This is a genomic window from Brockia lithotrophica (assembly GCF_003633725.1).
Lineage (GTDB): Bacteria > Bacillota > Bacilli > Thermicanales > DSM-22653 > Brockia > Brockia lithotrophica.
In genome coordinates this window covers 26475-42442 of record NZ_RBIJ01000001.1, presented here as the reverse complement: position 1 = coordinate 42442, position 15968 = coordinate 26475, and the positions used below count along the sequence as shown (strand labels likewise).

The following is a 15968-nucleotide window of genomic DNA, read 5'->3' as shown; positions in this document are numbered from 1 at the left end:
GGCGGGAAAGCGTCAAGGAAGGACTTCCTCCTCGTCCGCCTCCGCGATTTCCCGCCAGGCGAGGTAAAAGCCGATGAACGCGCCTGCGAGGTACAGGAGCGTGCCCAAAAAGGCGAGGAAGCGCCCTTCGCGCCGGTTGCGGAACGACTTCTTGGGGCAGCGGGGCAGAGGTCGGGGCGCGGTAGGGGAATCCCTTTGCGGTCCCTGCCTGCGCGGCGTCCCCGCACGCGGATAAGGGCGGGACGGCTTTGTCGCCCGCGCGGGGGAAGGACGCCACACCCGCCCGCGGTCCATGTTCCCACCTCCCAGGCAGCCTTCCCCCCAGCGTATGCACGAAGAGTGCCAAAGCGAGGGCGGGAAAAGACGACTCCCCCGGAGACGGGGGTCCGCCTCCGGGGGAGTCGCAACACGTACGACGCAAAACCGTCTCGGGCCTACGACCGGGCGAAGTACGTTCGGAGGGTGCCCAAGGCGTCCTCCGCAATGAGCTTTTTGCCGTATTCCTCGAGGATCGCCTCGCTTACGCTCACCGCCTCCCCGTACTCCGTGAGCACGGCGAGCGCTTGTGCGGCCTTCCCCGCCTCGCGAACGAGCGTTTCAGGGAAGTAGAGGACGTACAGCTTGCGGAAGGCGTACAGCCGACCGCCGTGCGGGAGGATCCCCGCAAGCTTCTGCGCCGCCGCAATCACGTGCTCTATGTCGCGAAAGGCCACGACGACGTCCTCCCTCTCCGCGAGGAGGACTTCCATCTGCAGGCTCTCTTCTCCGTCCTCCTCGTAGAGGGCTTCGTCTTCTGCCGTACGGCTGATCACGACGACCATCCCGTGCGCCGGAAGGGTGAAGATCTCCACCGCCACGGGCCCCCGAGCTTCGAAGCCCACCTCGTAGTACGCCTGCTCGAGCATGTCGTGGAAGAGCTCGTGGACCTTGGGTAGGTCCTTCCACAGGTCTTCCCGATCGAGCTGGCGTTCCGCGAGGTCGTCGGGCGTAAGGAAAAAGCGCACCTTATCGGGTGAAATCCGTTCGATCCGCACATCCGTTCCCCCCCTCGCAAAGACGAAGAGGAAACCCTTCGCCTTTGGGTGGTCATCTCATTCTAGCGGAATCTCCCGAACCCCGCAAGAGTACAAAGACCGAACCACCCGCAGGTATTTACAGGCGACCGCCGTGCCGACGAACGAGCTCTTGGGCGTGGGCCAGGTGTATTTCGGGGACCACGGCCGCGAGGACGACGCTCCACCCTTCTACGCGACCCTCCCCGTCGGCCATCCCGGAAACCGCCGGGTCGGCTCCAAGGAGTACGGCGGTGCCGCGGGACGGAACGTCCACGTCGAGAACGGAACCCGCAAGGGAGGGCATCCTTCCGCTCATCGGGTCCGGGCGCGCGGCGTCGTCGTACGGTTGGGCGTAGAGAGGTTCTACGCGCACGTCGTCGATTCCGAGCTGCCACAGCGCCTCCTTGACGCGGTCGGCGTCTTCGGCAGTTCGGAAGTAGGCGATGAGGTTGCGTTCGGCCTTGGTTTCGGACACACGCGTTCCCTCCTTTGCGCGCGCAAAAAGGCGCATGCGTACGTGCACGGATACACGCGAAACGGGCGGACAGACGTAGCCTGCCCGCCCGAAGGAGAGTGCATTCTCCGAATCCATGGCGTTCGAAACCCCGCAGTCCCCACCGTACGGCGCTTCGCTTTGCCGGAAGCGAACACTCGACAAACCGTCACGAAGACGCGTTTTCGCTGGGCGCCGCCTCCGGGTGCTCCTCCCGCGCGCGTTCCGTAAACGCCGCCTGATAGTTCACGGGTCGGGCCGGAGCAAAGGTGGAGATCGCGTGCTTGTACACGAGCTGCGGCTTCCCCTCGCTTTCGATCACCACGGTAAAGTTGTCGAACGCGCGGACGAACCCCCGAAGCTGAAAGCCGTTTATGAGGTAAACGGTCACGGGGATGTTGTCCTTCCGAAGCTGGTTCAAAAAGGTGTCCTGGATGTTCACCTGCGCCTTGGCCACCGGACCCTTGCCTCCTCTTTCTCTTGCGAGTTTCGCACGGCTGTACGGCGTCTTGCCGAACGTCCGCTTCGGAAGGCTGCGGCATTCGCTCCGAAGCTGCCGACGTCGCCTTCCTCCTATGTTGAATTCGCCTCGGTGCGGGAGAATCCTGCCACGAGGGCGAAAATTTCTTTCCGGCTGTCCTCGCGAACTTCCTCGTCCCAAGGAAACCAGCGCACGTCGGGAAGCGCGCGAAACCAGCTCAGCTGGCGCTTGGCGTACTGCTTCGTTCGGCGCTTGATGCGCCGCACGGCTTCCTCCAGCGTCGCCTCGCCGCGCACTACGGGGACGAGTTCCTTGTACCCAAGGGCCTGAAGGGCCGTCGCCTCCTCGTCGACGCCGGCTTCGAGGAGGGCGCGCACCTCTTCGAGGAGCCCGCGGGCGATCTGCTCGTCGACACGCGCCTCGATCCGGCGGTAGAGCCGCGACCGTTCCATGGTAAGGCCGAGGAACAGGAGGCGAAACGGACTTCGGCGCCGCCTTGGGGATCGTGCGTCTTCCCCGCATTTTTCGGCGCCTTCCTCGGACTGTCGGTCGGCCTCTTCGGCGGGAAGGGGCTTCGCCTCCGCAGAGGCTCCGCCACCGAGCTTTGCCGCCGCGGCGAAAGCGCCGAAATCCGTACCCCAGGCCTCCGGAGGGATTTCGGCCCGTTCCAGGGCGCGGACGATGCGCCGGACGTCGTGGGGGTGGATGGACGCCACGTCCGGGACGAGCGCCCGCGCCCACTCCCAGAGGCGTTCGGAACCCACTTCCTGCGCGAGGGCGTACCACCGTTCGCGGCGGGCGGGGTCCCGCCCGGGAGACGAAAAGTCGTACTCGGGGTAGTAGACGACCGCATTTACGTACAGACCCGTCCCCCCTACGAGGAGGGGAATTCGCCCACGGGCGAGGATGTCGCGAATCGCCCGCAGGGCGAGCTTTTGGTACTCGGCCACGGAAAACGATTCCCGCGGGTCGCGAATGTCCAGGAGGTGGTGGGGGATTCGCCGGCGGATTTCCGGCGCCACCTTGTCTGTCCCGACGTCCATCCCGCGGTAGACCTGCATGGCGTCCGCGTTCACGATTTCCAGGGGGAAGCGCTCGGCGAGCTCGAGGCTCAGGGCGGTCTTCCCTACGGCCGTGGGACCCACGAGGGCGATCAGCGGGGCGCCGGCGAGGCCGTTCGCTTCGTCCCCGCTTCGAAGCTCTTCCCCGTGCCCGTGCGGGTCGCCGGAGGGTTCCCGCACCCTTGCGCCGCGCAAACGGACCTCGGCCCCGCCACCCTCGCTGCCGGCGGGATTGCCGCCGGATTCGCGCGCTTCTTCGCCGCGAAGGTCTCCGCGCGGTCCCGATCCGCACTCCCGCAGGCCATAGGTGAAGGAAGCGCCTTGGCGTCGGGGTACGGGAACGAGGCCGAGCGCGGAAAAGTCGGTCCCGCGAACGGAGGTCTTTACGAGGACGAGGCGCCGAGCGAGCCGGCAGGCGGCGTCCACGTCTTCGCGGCGCAGAGGCGAATCCAAAGCGACGCGCCGGATCGCGGCCATCGTGGAAGAACCCGGGACGCTGCCTCCGGGAAACATGGGGTCGAAAAATACGACGTCCACAGAACCGGGAGGAAGTCCAGGTAAGACGTCCCGAAAGTCGCCCAGGCGCGCGTCGATGCGCAGGTAGGCCCGGCGGACGTCTTCGTCGGGAAACGGGTACGACGTCCGCCCTTCGCGAAAGAGGATGTAGACGGGGAGCGAGCCTTCGACGCCCATCACCGCCCCCTTCTCCCCCACGACGAACGACCAGACGGCCGCATCCCCGCCCAACCCAAGCGTCGCGTCGAAGACCACGTCCCCCGGCCCCACAGAGGAAACTTGTACCATTAGATCACTTTTGCCTTCCCGGATGGCCTTTATGCGCCTAAGGGCCATCCCGGGGTGAAAAAAGAGGGGGTACGGCACATCGGGAAGGACGAGGATGAGGTCGCGCGGCGGAGGAGATTCCGTTACGGCGAGAAACCACCCAGCCCCCGTCTCGGCGAAGAGGCGCGACCACGGGCGCCCGCGCCGCGGAACCACCGGCAGGCCGTAGGTATCCGCAAGGCGCGAAAGGCGCTCCCGAACCTCCGGAGACGGAGGTTCGCGTAAACTCGTCGTGAGCACGGACATCGCCTCCAAGACGCAAGGCCCGCGATCAGGGAACCGTGCGGCGAAAGAGCCGCTCGAAGTCCTCGCGCCCGATGCGGACGATCGTCGGCCGGCCGTGGGGACAGGTGTACGGCTCAGAGCAGCGGAAGAGCTCGGCGAGAAGGCCGGCCATCTCTTCCTGGGTGAGGCGACGGTTGCCCTTGATCGCCGCCTTGCACGCGCGGTCTTTGAGGAATTCGTCCAAAAACTCGAGGCGCCCGAGGCGCCCGCCCTCTCCGAGAAAGCGCTCGAGAAAGGCGAGAAAGGTCTCCTCGTCGGCAAGCCAATCCGGGACAGCGCGCACGCGAAAGCGCCGTGGGCCGAAGGGGGCGATGTCGATCCCCATCTCCCGAAGCGCTTCGAGGTGCTCCGCGAGCGCCTCCGCTTCAGATGCCGACCGCTCAAACACCCAAGGGACGGCAAGAAACTGGACGGCGGGGGTCCCGTCGGCCGCGGCGCGGCGGAGCCTTTCGTACCAAATCCGCTCCTGGGCCGCGTGCTGATCGACGAGGTAGTACTCCCCCTCCCCTTGGGCGAGGATGTACGTGTCGAAGAGCTGAAGCAGGGGAACGGGAGACGCGGCGAGCGAAAGTCCTGCGCCGTATCCCCCTTGGGGTTCCCGCACGTGCGCCGGACCCCCTCCCTCCCTCGAGGTGCCCACCACTTCGGGGGTATCCGCCTCGCCGCCGTGCGGGGGCGACCCGGTCCCCGCCTCGAGGCGCCGCCCTTGGAGCAAAAAGGCAAAGGGACCGCGCAGGCGAGAACGCGTCCTTTCCGCCACATCGGACGCCCTCACCCCGCCCGACCCGGAAACCTTTCCGCGAAAGGAAGAAAGGGCGCTTCGGCGCTCCGAGGGGGGAATGCCCTCGGAAGATCTCGCGGGGGGAGCTTCTGAAACCGGCGCAGGAGAGCCTTGGGACCCTTCCGGAGGAATGCTTTCGGTAGGCGTCGGAAGCGCTCCGGCGTCCTCCCCTCGCATCGGCCCTTCGGCGTCGGTCGGAGCAGAGCGACCCCGCACGAGTTCGCCGAAGAAAAACGTCCGGTCCGCGCGGGCCAGGGCGCGGGACACCGCGTCGCGCACGAGCCCGTAGAGGAGGTGTTCGTCTTCTTCGGAGAGGCGTACCTCCCACTTGGCAGGGTGCACGTTGGGATCGATGCGCTCGGGCGGTCCTTCGACAAAGAGGACGAAGGGAGGGCGGTGTTCGCGCAAAAGTCGCGTCCCGTACCCGTCGAGGACGGCCCTTTGCCAGGCGAAGGACCGGACGGGACGGCCGTTCACGTTGAAGTACATGCGCCGCACGCGCTTGCGCGCCGCCGAAGGAGCGCCCACAAGTCCCCACACCCGCCAAGGGCCGCGCTCCCCCTCTACGGGGATCATCTCCCGCGCCGCCTCCGCACCGGCGACGGAGGAGTAGGCGTGGAGGAGGACGCCGTCGCCGGGCGTGGCAAAGGCGAGGCGGTCGCCCCCGTACACCGCAAAGGCGACGTCCGGACGGCTCAAGGCGAGGCGCTCGAGGATTTCGAGCAAGTGCGCCCCTTCGGCGACGAGGGAGCGGACGAACTTGCGCCGCGCCGGGGTGTTGAAGAAGAGGTCGCGGACGACGACCTCCGTCCCCGGGGCGCGGGCTTCTTCGCCCCGGCCTACGACGACCCCCCCCTCCACCTCGATCCACGAGGCTACGGGGGCGTCGGGCGTTCGGCTCACGAGGCGCACGCGCGCCACGGCCGCGATGCTCGGGAGCGCCTCCCCACGAAAGCCGAGGGTGGTCACGCGGGCGAGGTCCTCTGCACGGGCGATCTTGCTCGTCGCGTGGCGCACGAACACGTGGGGGAGGTCTTCGGCGGAAATTCCCTCGCCGTCGTCGCGCACGCGGACGAGGGCGATCCCGCCCCCTTCGTACGCCACCACGACCCGCCGCGCCCCGGCGTCGAGGGAGTTTTCTACGAGCTCCTTGGCTACGGAAGCTGGCCGTTCGACAACCTCTCCCGCGGCGATGTGTCCGACGACCTCCGGCGGAAGCACGCGAATCTTAGCCAAAGTGCTCTCCTTCTTTCTCCAAACCCTCGCCAACTCCCCCGAGTCCCGCAAGCGCGTCGAAGTGCTCGCGCAGGCGGCGACGCAGGGCGGCCAGGGTGTTTAAGGCTTGAATGGGAGTCATCCGGTCCACGTCGAGCTCCTCGATTTCTCGAAGGAACGCGAGAATTGCCCGTACGGCGTCGCGCTCGGGAAGGTCCGCGGGATCCTGACAGGGGGCGAGGCCCCCCTCCGGTCCCTCGGCTTCTCCTCCCTCCCCGCCGGATGTTTCGTCGGCGAAGGCGAGGGGGAGGGTGAGCGTCTCCACCGCCGCGCCCTTGCCGCCGTAGAGGCGGGCGAGGCGCTCCGCACGCCGAATGACCTCTTCGGGAATGCCCGCGAGCCGGGCGACGTAGATCCCGTAGGAGCGAGATGCGGCGCCGGGGCGAAGCCGGCGCGTAAAGACGACGCCGTCCGCCCGCTCCTTGACCTCCAAGTGCACGTTCCTTAGGCGTGGCAGGCGCCCTTCGAGTTCGGCGAGTTCGTGAAAGTGCGTGGAGATGAGGGCCTTGGCTCCGATCTTGTCGTGGATGTACTCGATGGTCGCCTGGGCGATCGCCAGGCCGTCTTCCGTGGAGGTGCCGCGCCCGAGCTCGTCCACGAGGAGGAGGCTCTTGGGCGTGGCCTCGCGGAGCATCGTCCGCACTTCCTTCATCTCCACCATGAACGTACTATCGCCCGCCGCGAGGTCGTCGCCGGCGCCGATGCGCGTAAAGATGCGGTCGACCACGGGAAGCCGCGCCGCCTCGGCGGGAACGAAAGACCCCATCTGAAAGAGGAGCTGGATGAGGGCTACCTGACGCATGTAGGTGCTCTTACCGGCCATGTTCGGGCCGGTGATGAGGAGGATGCGCACCTCGTCGTCGAGGGCGGCGTCGTTGGGGACGAAGGCGCCCGGCGGCATGAGCGCCTCGAGGACCGGGTGCCTCCCGGCGCGAATGTAGAGCGAACCGTCGGGCGAGAACTCCGGTTCGACGTATCCGCGGCGGTCGGCGACGGTGGCGAGCGCCTGAAAGACGTCGAGCTCCGCGAGAAGCCCCGCGAGTTCGCGCAGGCGCGGCGCCGCTTCGAGAATCCGATTCCGGACGTCCTCGAGAAGGACCGCCTCGCGGGCGCGGGCGCGCTCTTCGGCGGTGAGGATTTCCTCCTCCCAACGCTTGAGCTCCTCCGTGTCGAACCTCTCGGCGCCGGCGAGCGTCTGTCGCCTGCGGTAGTGCGGGGGCACGAGGTGGAGGTTGGGGCGCGTGACCTCGATGTAGTATCCGAAGACGCGGTTGTAGCCTATCTTGAGAGAGCGAATCCCCGTCCGCCGACGCTCTTCTTCCTCCAGGCGGGCGATGCGGGCCGTCCCCTCCTCCTGCAGGGCGCGCAGGCGGTCGAGCTCCGCATCGTACCCCGGCCGGATCACCCCGCCCTCGGAGAGAGAAAAGGGCGGATCGTCCACAAGGGCGCGTTCCAAGAGGTCGCGCAAGGCGTCCAGAAGGTCGAGGCGGCGCCACGGGAGGAAGCGTTCGGGCAACTCTTCCCCCGCAAGGGATTCGAGGAGAAGGGCGCGCACGTGGGGAAGGGCGCGGAGGGTGTCGCGCAGCCGGGCGAGGTCTTTGCCCGAAGCCCCTCCGGCGTAGAGGCGCGACAGAGGACGTTCGATGTCGTACGTGCGGGCGAGAAGCTCGCGCAGGCCCTCGCGCAAGAGGGGGAGGCGCTTTATGGTGCGAACGGCCGCAAGCCGGGCCCTGATCTCCCCGGGATCGACGAGAGGGCGCTCGAGAAAGCGGCGCAGGAGGCGGCGCCCCATCGGCGTTCGCGTCTCATCCAAGAGCCAGAGGAGGCTCCCCTCGTAAGAACGCCGGCGCTCAGTTTCGAAGAGTTCGAGACTCCGCCGCGTCGCCGCGTCGAGCACCATCGCGTCCTTGCGGCGAAAGGCGACGAACGGTCGGAGGGGGAGGCGCGCCGCGCGGCTTACGCGCCGCACGTAGGCGACGAGACGGCGCGCCGCCTCATATCCGGGCGTATCCGGAACGAGAGAACGCAGGTAGTCTTCTTCCCCTTCTCCCGACCCCCCCGCCCCGGATGCCCCGAAGAACCCCGCTCCTGTAGCGTCCACAGGGCCGCCCGGGTCCTCCGCGCCCGCCTCTTCTTGCCAAAGGGTGGGGAAAGCGCCAAAGCGCCGGACCAAGGGCTCGAGGTCTTCCCAAACCTCCGGCGCGAGGAGGACCTCCCGGGGAGAAACCGCGGCGAGCTCGGCCTCGAGGCCGGACTCGCCGACCAGGGGATCGACCAAGGCATACCCTTCGCCCGTGGACACGTCGAGGAAGGCGAAGCCGTACGCCTTCGCCCCTTCCCCTTCGCCTCTTCCCCGGGTGCGCCTCCCCCTCTCCGGAGAACCCGCATCGCGGGATAGGTCCCAAGGAACGACCGCCGCGAGAAACCGGTTGTCCTCCGTGAGGTACGGCTCTTCGAGGAGCGTCCCCGGCGTGAGGATGCGCGTGATTTCCCGCCGCACGAGCCCCTTCGCCGTCTTGGGATCCTCCATCTGCTCGCAGATCGCCACGCGGTACCCCTTTTCGAGGAGCTGGCGGAGGTACTGATCCGCCGAATGGTACGGTACCCCGCACATGGGAACGCGCTCCGAACCGCCGTCGCGCCCCGTGAGCGTGAGGCCGAGTTCGCGCGAGACGACTTCCGCATCCTCGAAAAAGAGCTCGTAGAAATCCCCCAGGCGGAAGAAGAGGAGCATATCCGGAACCTGGCGCTTGATCTCCAAGTACTGACGGAACATGGGTGTGTACGCTTCGGGATCGGGGAGCTTGTCGGACGTGCGCGCTTCGCGCGGCCCGGCGGCCATCGGCGGACCCCCCTTCGCAACCCGCTTTTCGTCCCGCGCGCCTCCATATGCGCACCAACCGGCCTTGGCACAAGAAAGCGCTCCGAAGGTTCGGAGCGCGCGTTGCCGTTTTCTTGTAGTATACCGCTTCACCCTTCGCGGTGCCAGAGCTCGCGCAGATCCCGTCGCGCCTCCCGCGCGCCCCATACCGCGCGCCGAAAGAGGTCGTCTGCGGCGCGGATCCGCCCGACGGCGTGGGACGTGTCGACAAAGAGCCGGAGGTATATGGGGCGCAGTTCCCGCCAGGCGGCGAGGACCTCGGCCGCAAGCGCCCCCTTCCCTTCAGACGAAGGCCCGTCGCCGGACCGTGCCCGCCGGAACGAGGATCCCTCCCTCGAAAGCCCCTCCGCCGCCCCCAGCAGGAGGGCGCAGGCAAGGTGGGCGGTCTTGGCCCGAAGAGCGGGCAGGCGGTCGGTAGAGCGGGCGACGGCGTACGCGAGGACGAAGACGGCATACGCCGTGTCCGGGGAGGTGAGGAAGCTCGCCGGCGTACGGTACTCGAAGCCGCCGTGTTCCTTGGCGCGGAAATCGCCGGGGAAGCCGTAGCGCGGGCGCCGCGCGCCTCCCTCGGGCTCGAGGAGAGCGAGGGGGAGGGCAACGTAGCGGTCGAGCTGCCGGAGGAGGCGAAAGGTGAGGGGAACGCCGCTAAGGTGGATGTGTCCGCCCGTAGGCAGTCCCGGCCTTCCCGCGCCGGCGTAGACGCCAGCGTTTGGGACGCGGCGAAACACCTCGGCGAGCAGGCGGCGGATCTCGCCGTGAAGTTCCTCGGGCGAGGATCCGGGAGGAGGGCGGAGCTCGAGAACGGGGCGCTCTCGCCCGTCCCGGCGGCGCACGGTTACGCGGTCGCAGCCGATTTCCCCAGCGTCGGGAAATCGACGAGATGCCGGGACGATGCGTCCATCCGGACGTTCGAGGAGGAGTTCGAGGTCGGCACCCATAAGGAGGGGCGTTTCCGGAACGTCCCCCCGCCTACGCGGGTAGCGGCGGCGGAGGAAGCGCCCGAGAAGCCGCGCCTGTGAGAGGTTGAGCGCAGGAGGCGCCTCGACGGCGAGGAGGGAAAACCCCTCCTCCGTCTCCACAAGATCCACGAACCCGAGGTCGAGACCCAGAGCGTAGACGACGCGAAGGGCCGCTTCCGCGGCGCGAAAGAACCGCCGCCCGTACGGCTCGAGGAGCGGATGCTCAGGAGATAAAAAGAGCTCCCGCGAAGCGGGCGCTCCCCAGGCAGATTCCGGGGCCTTGGCCGTCTCCACAAACCCCGAGGGATCGTGCACCTCGCGCCACAGGAGGGCGCCGTCGACAAAGAACAGGCGAAAGGTACGACGCAAGACCGAGAGGCTCGCGGAAGCGCCGTCTCCCCCCGGATGAACCGCCCTGCGGGGGCGTTCCGCCACCGCAGCTTCTGCGACGCCTCCCCTCCTCAGCACAAACGAAGGAGCCACGGGTAGCCCCCAGGCGCGAAAGCAAGAGACGAGCCTTGCCACCTTTTCCCGCCCTGCCCGAATCCCCTGCCCCGCCCCTCCCTCGTCGCCGAAACCCGAAGCCGAAAGTTCAGCAAGCGGCGCGTAGGCTGCGTTCAGGATGCGCATCCCTGCCGCTTCCCCCAAACGGGGATCCGCACCGGACGCTCGAAAATCCCTGGAACGAATGTCCCCCGTTGCCGCATGCCCGAAGGGCAAATGTCCCCCTTCGTCAGGAGGCGGCGCGTCCGACCACCAGAGGGCAACCTCCGAACCGGGAAAGGTGAGAAGCCAACGTCCCCCCGGCGCGCGGGAGGAAAGAAAGCCGGCCTCCGCAAACGGCGTGAGACCGGCCCCTTCGCGAAGCAGGTTTTCCGTACGAATTCGGGCCGTTGCGCGCATGGTCGACCTCCGGAAGAAGCGGCGGTGCGAAAGGCAAACCCCTCCGAAGCGGAAAGAGATTTCCTTGCGGGGGAGGCACCTCCCGCGTGCGGATCAGTCCAACTCGTCGGCGAAGAGGTCGTCTTCCACGGGATCTTTTTTCTCCTTTTCTCCCGGAAAGGCACAGGCATCCGGAGCGACGACGACGCAGAGGCGCGTTTCCCCCACGAGTTCCGCCTCGAGTTCCATGGCCACGGTCATCGCGATCTCTCCGTCTACGACCCGCGCTTCCACGGCATGCGGCGCCTCGAGTTGCGATACCCGGACCATGAGGAGATCTTCGACACGATCCGGATCGAGGTAGCCGAGGGGGATACGCGCGCGGTACGTGAGGGTCGCCTTGGCAACGTCCGTCTTCGTGTTGTTGTCGTACGCGTACCACGCGTTCACTTCGTAGCTCCCTTCAACCTCTACGGCGTCATCCACGCGACGGCCGGAAAAGACGTGACCGATCACCCACAGACCGAGAACTCCCGTGGGCGTGTGCTCGGGCGTGATCCGGTGCGAGTTCTGCACGTACTTCCGCCCGCGGCCGACGACGGCCTTCGTGAGAATCTCGCGGAAGAGGATCCGCTTCCCTTCAAGGCTCTCCACCTTCGTCCCTCCTTCTCCCCGCGTTCCGCCCCCATGCTATGCGGAGAAAGGAGGGCTGGTGCCTCGAGAAAGCCGCACGCGCCGATGCACAGCTCCGGATTGGGTTGTCTCGAGCAACATGTTCACCTGAGTTATAAAAAAATAATCCGAAGCGGCATCCAACCTCGCACGCTGTTGATGGCGTAAAGGCGATCGGCAGCCCGAAGGTCTTCCCAAGAAATACGAGCTTCCTCTAGGGTACCGGCAGCAAGGAGGTAACCACGAAAAACACCGGGAAGAAGTCCTTCTTCGAGCGGCGGGGTGTATAACCTGCCAGCGCGCTCGACGACAAGGTTGGCCCGCGTTAGCTCCGTCGGTCGTCCCGCGCGATTCCAAAGAAGTACATCGAAACCTCCGATAGGAACGGGGATTTGCCGGACCGCTACCTCTTCCGAACCTTCCGCGAGACGCTCTTCGTAAAACGAACGGTCGATCCGTTTGTGCCACCAACGATCCTCCGTTTCGTCGATCGGCACACGAGCGGGAACGGAGAACACCTCTCCTTCTAAACCTGCTTTCGGCTTCGGGGCCAACCGTCCTTGGTCATTCCACGGAGAACCCAGGGGTTCCACATGCCAGTGAATCGAACCCGACCTGGGGACGACAAGACGCAGCCGAAAGAGGCCTACAGGATGTTCTGATTTTGCCTTCCAAAGGGCCCATTCAACCTCTTCCTGTCGATCCGGAAACCCATAGTACCGAAGGGAGGACGTCAGACGCGCGAGGTGATCCGCCTCAAGGAAAATTTCACCGTCATCGAGGCGCATCGTTTCAAAAAGTGCCGGGGGCATCTTGGGTTGGGGGCAAGAGAATTGCGGCCTTAAGGATTGCTTCCTGGTATTCCCGTTTTGCATCCGAGTGTAAAGTCACCCCGCTCCCCGTTCCAAAGATGAGTCGCGAATTCGGGTTGTCGACGACGGCCGTGCGAATGGCAACGCTAAACTGCGCTTTCCGCGAATCGATAATCCCGATAACACCCGTATAAAGGCCACGGGGGGTTCCTTCTAACCGTTCAATCCACCTAAGCGCTGCGCGTTTAGGCACACCGGCGATGCTCGTAGGGGGATACAAAGTTCGAAAAAGCTCCGGGAGATTGATACCGTTCCGTGTCTCTGCCTCAATGGGGAGGGTTAGTTGCCAGACAGTCGGATATGCCTCCAAAACGGGGGAACCGATTCGAACGCTACCGTCGACCACAGGACGTAGTTCTTCTACAATATTCGAGGCGGTTTGGAAAAGCTCCAACCGATCTTTTTCCGATGCCAAGAGCTCCGCTCCTCGTTTTGCATCTTCTTCAGCAAACCTTCCGCGAGGTGCTGTTCCTTTCATCGGCCGGAGATGGATCGTCCGACCGTCCCAGGTGAAAAAAAGTTCCGGTGAGGCCGAAAAAACAAATGCTGTACCAAAATCGAAAAAATGCTCCGTATCGAGCACCCTGCCGACGAACGAGATTCCTATAGAAATGCACCAACTCCTGGGTACGGAGTGCACGAGATAAAGGCAAGACCAAACGAAAAGTCAAGTTCAATACTTCAAGTTCTCCTGTGCGCAGAACACTCTGCAATTGAGAAAACACGGTAGCATAAGAGTACCACGACGCTTCTTTTAATATGCCGTCAGGAAAGTACCCTTTGCTCAATGCGAAAAGGAGTTGCTTCCATCTCTCGCTGTCCACCCAATACCATTTATCTTCACCATAACCAGGAGAATAAACAGATCTAGAATCATTTTCATTTGGTTTATATGCGCAATTATCTAAATTATATTCTTTATCAGAAAATAAACCGAACCATGCTAATGGTAGATCTAAATTAATATTATAATTAAGTTTTTCGTCTTTTTTGACACCTCTTCCTAAATCAATGTTTTTTAATTCTACACTATCGTTTAAAAAAGCCCTCCATGCTTCAAATGTTAAAAAACCAATTACAATAAACCCTCGCTTACGAGCACTATCAACGCAATCTAGGGCTTTAGGAATATCACTTAATTTATAAACAAAAAATTCAGTGTCAGCACGAGAAAAAATAAATGATTCGCCGTTAAAATCAAAAATTGCTTTTCTAAAGTTAAATATTTTGTCGTTCATAGACGAATAAACCTCCGAAAGAGATCATAATCACAAATTTTTCGCAAGAAGGACCTACACACCGTCCGAACCCGCCTCCCCCAGCGCGCGGTTCAACGCACCTTCGAGGACGGACAACACGAGGTCGCGTCGGGCGGCAAGCTCCTCCCACAGAACGAGGTACTCGGCGCCCACCGGATAGGCGGAAATCTCCGCTTCGAGACGTTCCACGGCGGCGGTATCCCCACGGCTGCGGGCGAGGTGCCAAGCGCGGACGAGGGGGGCGAGGCGGGGATGCCGGGCGCAGCGCGCGGCGGCAGCGCGAAAGCGTTGGCCAACCTCGCTCGCACGCAAAACCTCCACCACGGCGCGCGCCCGGGCGCGGACGAGTTCAGTTTCGGTCGGTTTCTCCGCGTTCATCCGCCGACCTCCACCTCCGCAGGAGTCGCCGCTCCGACGTAGGTGCCGTAGAGCGTGTAGGGCTGCACGCGCTCGATGCGCACGCGGACGAACTCTCCGGCGAGTTCCGGCGGACCTTCGAAGTGTACGAGCTTATTCGTGCGCGTGCGCGCGGCGAGGACGCGGCCGTCGCGCTTGCTCGGACCTTCCACGAGGACGGTTACGCTCCGGCCGAGGAGCGCTTCGTTGTGCCTTAAGGCGTGCGCCCGGACGACTTCGTTGAGGCGTTCGAGGCGCGCCCGCTTCACCTCATAAGGCGTGTCGTCGGGAAAGCGCGCCGCTGGCGTCCCCTCTCGCGGGGAATAAATAAAGGTAAAGGCGCCATCGAAGGAGACCTCCTCCACGAGGGAGACGGTCGCCTCGAAGTCCGCCTCCGTCTCTCCGGGAAAGCCCACGATGATGTCCGTCGTGAGGGCCACCTCGGGAATGTGCGCGCGGATTTCCCGCACGAGTTCGAGGTACCACTCCCGCGTGTAGCGGCGGTTCATCCGCCGAAGCACGGCGTCGGAGCCGGACTGAACGGGCAAGTGCACGTGCTCCACGAGGTTCCCGCCGCGGGCGAGGACCTCGATCGTCCGCCGGTCGAAGTCCCGCGGGTGGCTCGTCGTAAAGCGCACCCAAGGAATGGGGATCTTTTGGATGTCCGCGAGCAAGTCGGCAAAGGTGTACACGCGGTCGCGAAAGTCCTTGCCGTAGGCGTTTACGTTTTGCCCGAGAAGCGTGACCTCCCGGTATCCCGCCTCCGCGAGCTCGCGCACCTCTCGGAGGACGTCCTCCGGAAGCCGACTCCGCTCGCGCCCGCGCGTGTAGGGAACGATGCAGTACGTGCAGAACTCGTCGCAGCCGTAGGAGATATTTACGTACGCCTTAATCCGGTCGCTCCGGCGCACGGGGAGCGCCTCGACGAGTTCCTCTTCGCGATTCCACACGTCAAAGACACGGACTTGATCCAAAATCGCCTCCGCCAGGCGCGCGGGGAGGAGGTGCAGGTTGTGCGTGCCGAGGACGAGGTCCACCTCTGGGTGCTCTTCGAGCAGCTTGCGCGCCACGCCCTCTTCCTGCGGCATGCACCCCATCACGCCGACGACGAGTTCGGGGCGCGTGCGCTTAAGCCCCTTGAGCCGGCCGAGTTCGCCGAACACGCGTTCCTCGGCGTTTTCGCGGATCGCGCATGTGTTGAGGAGGACGACGTCCGCCTCCGCCGGATCTTTGGCAGGGGAAAAGCCCATGGCCTCGAGAAGTCCCGCCGCCGTCTCGGAATCGCGGACGTTCATGAGGCAGCCGTAGGTGTAGATGAAGTACTTCTTCCCCCGTCCCAAGCGGCGGAGCTCCTCAGAAAGAGGGGGATAGAGGACGACGGGGAGGTCGCGAAACACCCGCCGCCGCGTCTCCCGTGCCGTGGGCAGGCCGTACACGCGGGCAGGCGTAAGCCGCCGAGGTACGTAAGGAGTTCCCCGAAGGGCGGTTTCGCCCACACCTGCAGGGGAGTCCTCCGATGCGTCCGAAAGAAGCCGAAGATTGGATGCCGACTCCTGTATGGAAAACAGACGAGTGAGATCGCGTTCGGTCGTCTGCCGTTCGCTCATCCGTACATCCCTCCAGAGGGAGTATACCACGGAAACGCACGAAAGACCGAGGAAAACGCTGCGGCGATCGCTGCGCGCTGGGCGCTTGCGGTTGGGAGAAAAACCGAATACGATAGGCGTGCGGGACGAAAAATGTACGGAATGCGCCCCTCGCTCCCGCCCGTCG

13 protein-coding genes are annotated in these 15968 nt (G+C 64.7%); all 13 read right to left on the bottom strand.

What is annotated here, in order from left to right:
* Positions 1-12: 12 nt before the first annotated feature.
* Entirely contained in the window at positions 13-294 is a 282-nt protein-coding gene (locus C7438_RS00180) for a hypothetical protein (protein ID WP_121443350.1), read from the bottom strand.
* Positions 295-434: 140 nt separating this feature from the next.
* Positions 435-1034, bottom strand: a complete 600-nt coding sequence (locus C7438_RS00175) for an adaptor protein MecA (RefSeq protein WP_121443349.1) — start codon at positions 1032-1034, stop codon at positions 435-437.
* 118 nt (positions 1035-1152) lie between these two features.
* Positions 1153-1530, bottom strand: a complete 378-nt coding sequence (locus C7438_RS00170; protein WP_147401933.1) for a hypothetical protein — start codon at positions 1528-1530, stop codon at positions 1153-1155.
* A 187-nt stretch (positions 1531-1717) separates the two neighbouring features.
* A complete protein-coding gene (gene hfq, locus C7438_RS00165; RefSeq protein ID WP_121443347.1) occupies positions 1718-2005 on the bottom strand; it encodes an RNA chaperone Hfq in 288 nt (95 codons plus the stop codon).
* A gap of 116 nt (positions 2006-2121) precedes the next feature.
* Complete coding sequence (locus C7438_RS00160; RefSeq protein ID WP_170143434.1) at positions 2122-4173, bottom strand: isopentenyl transferase family protein; 2052 nt, start codon at positions 4171-4173, stop codon at positions 2122-2124.
* Between the two features lie 31 nt (positions 4174-4204).
* A complete protein-coding gene (gene mutL / locus C7438_RS00155; RefSeq protein WP_170143433.1) occupies positions 4205-6235 on the bottom strand; it encodes a DNA mismatch repair endonuclease MutL in 2031 nt (676 codons plus the stop codon).
* Positions 6228-9116, bottom strand: a complete 2889-nt coding sequence (mutS, locus tag C7438_RS00150; protein WP_121443344.1) for a DNA mismatch repair protein MutS — start codon at positions 9114-9116, stop codon at positions 6228-6230. Before mutS ends, mutL begins: the two co-directional genes overlap by 8 nt.
* Positions 9117-9244: 128 nt before the next feature.
* Positions 9245-11017 carry a putative amidoligase domain-containing protein gene (locus C7438_RS00145; RefSeq protein ID WP_121443343.1) on the bottom strand — a complete coding sequence of 591 codons (1773 nt, stop codon included), beginning with the start codon at positions 11015-11017 and terminating at the stop codon, positions 9245-9247.
* 93 nt (positions 11018-11110) lie between these two features.
* On the bottom strand, positions 11111-11650 hold the full coding sequence (gene cotE / locus C7438_RS00140) for an outer spore coat protein CotE (RefSeq protein WP_121443342.1): 540 nt from the start codon (positions 11648-11650) through the stop codon (positions 11111-11113).
* Positions 11651-11781: 131 nt separating this feature from the next.
* Entirely contained in the window at positions 11782-12456 is a 675-nt protein-coding gene (locus tag C7438_RS09580) for an aminotransferase class IV (protein WP_170143432.1), read from the bottom strand.
* A gap of 4 nt (positions 12457-12460) precedes the next feature.
* The gene (locus C7438_RS09575) at positions 12461-13123 is read right to left on the bottom strand and encodes a chorismate-binding protein (RefSeq protein WP_170143431.1); all 663 of its coding nucleotides are present in this window, start codon (positions 13121-13123) and stop codon (positions 12461-12463) included.
* A gap of 709 nt (positions 13124-13832) precedes the next feature.
* Entirely contained in the window at positions 13833-14177 is a 345-nt protein-coding gene (locus C7438_RS00125; protein ID WP_121443339.1) for a hypothetical protein, read from the bottom strand.
* Entirely contained in the window at positions 14174-15802 is a 1629-nt protein-coding gene (gene miaB, locus C7438_RS00120) for a tRNA (N6-isopentenyl adenosine(37)-C2)-methylthiotransferase MiaB (RefSeq protein WP_121444000.1), read from the bottom strand. Before miaB ends, C7438_RS00125 begins: the two co-directional genes overlap by 4 nt.
* Positions 15803-15968 lie beyond the last annotated feature (166 nt).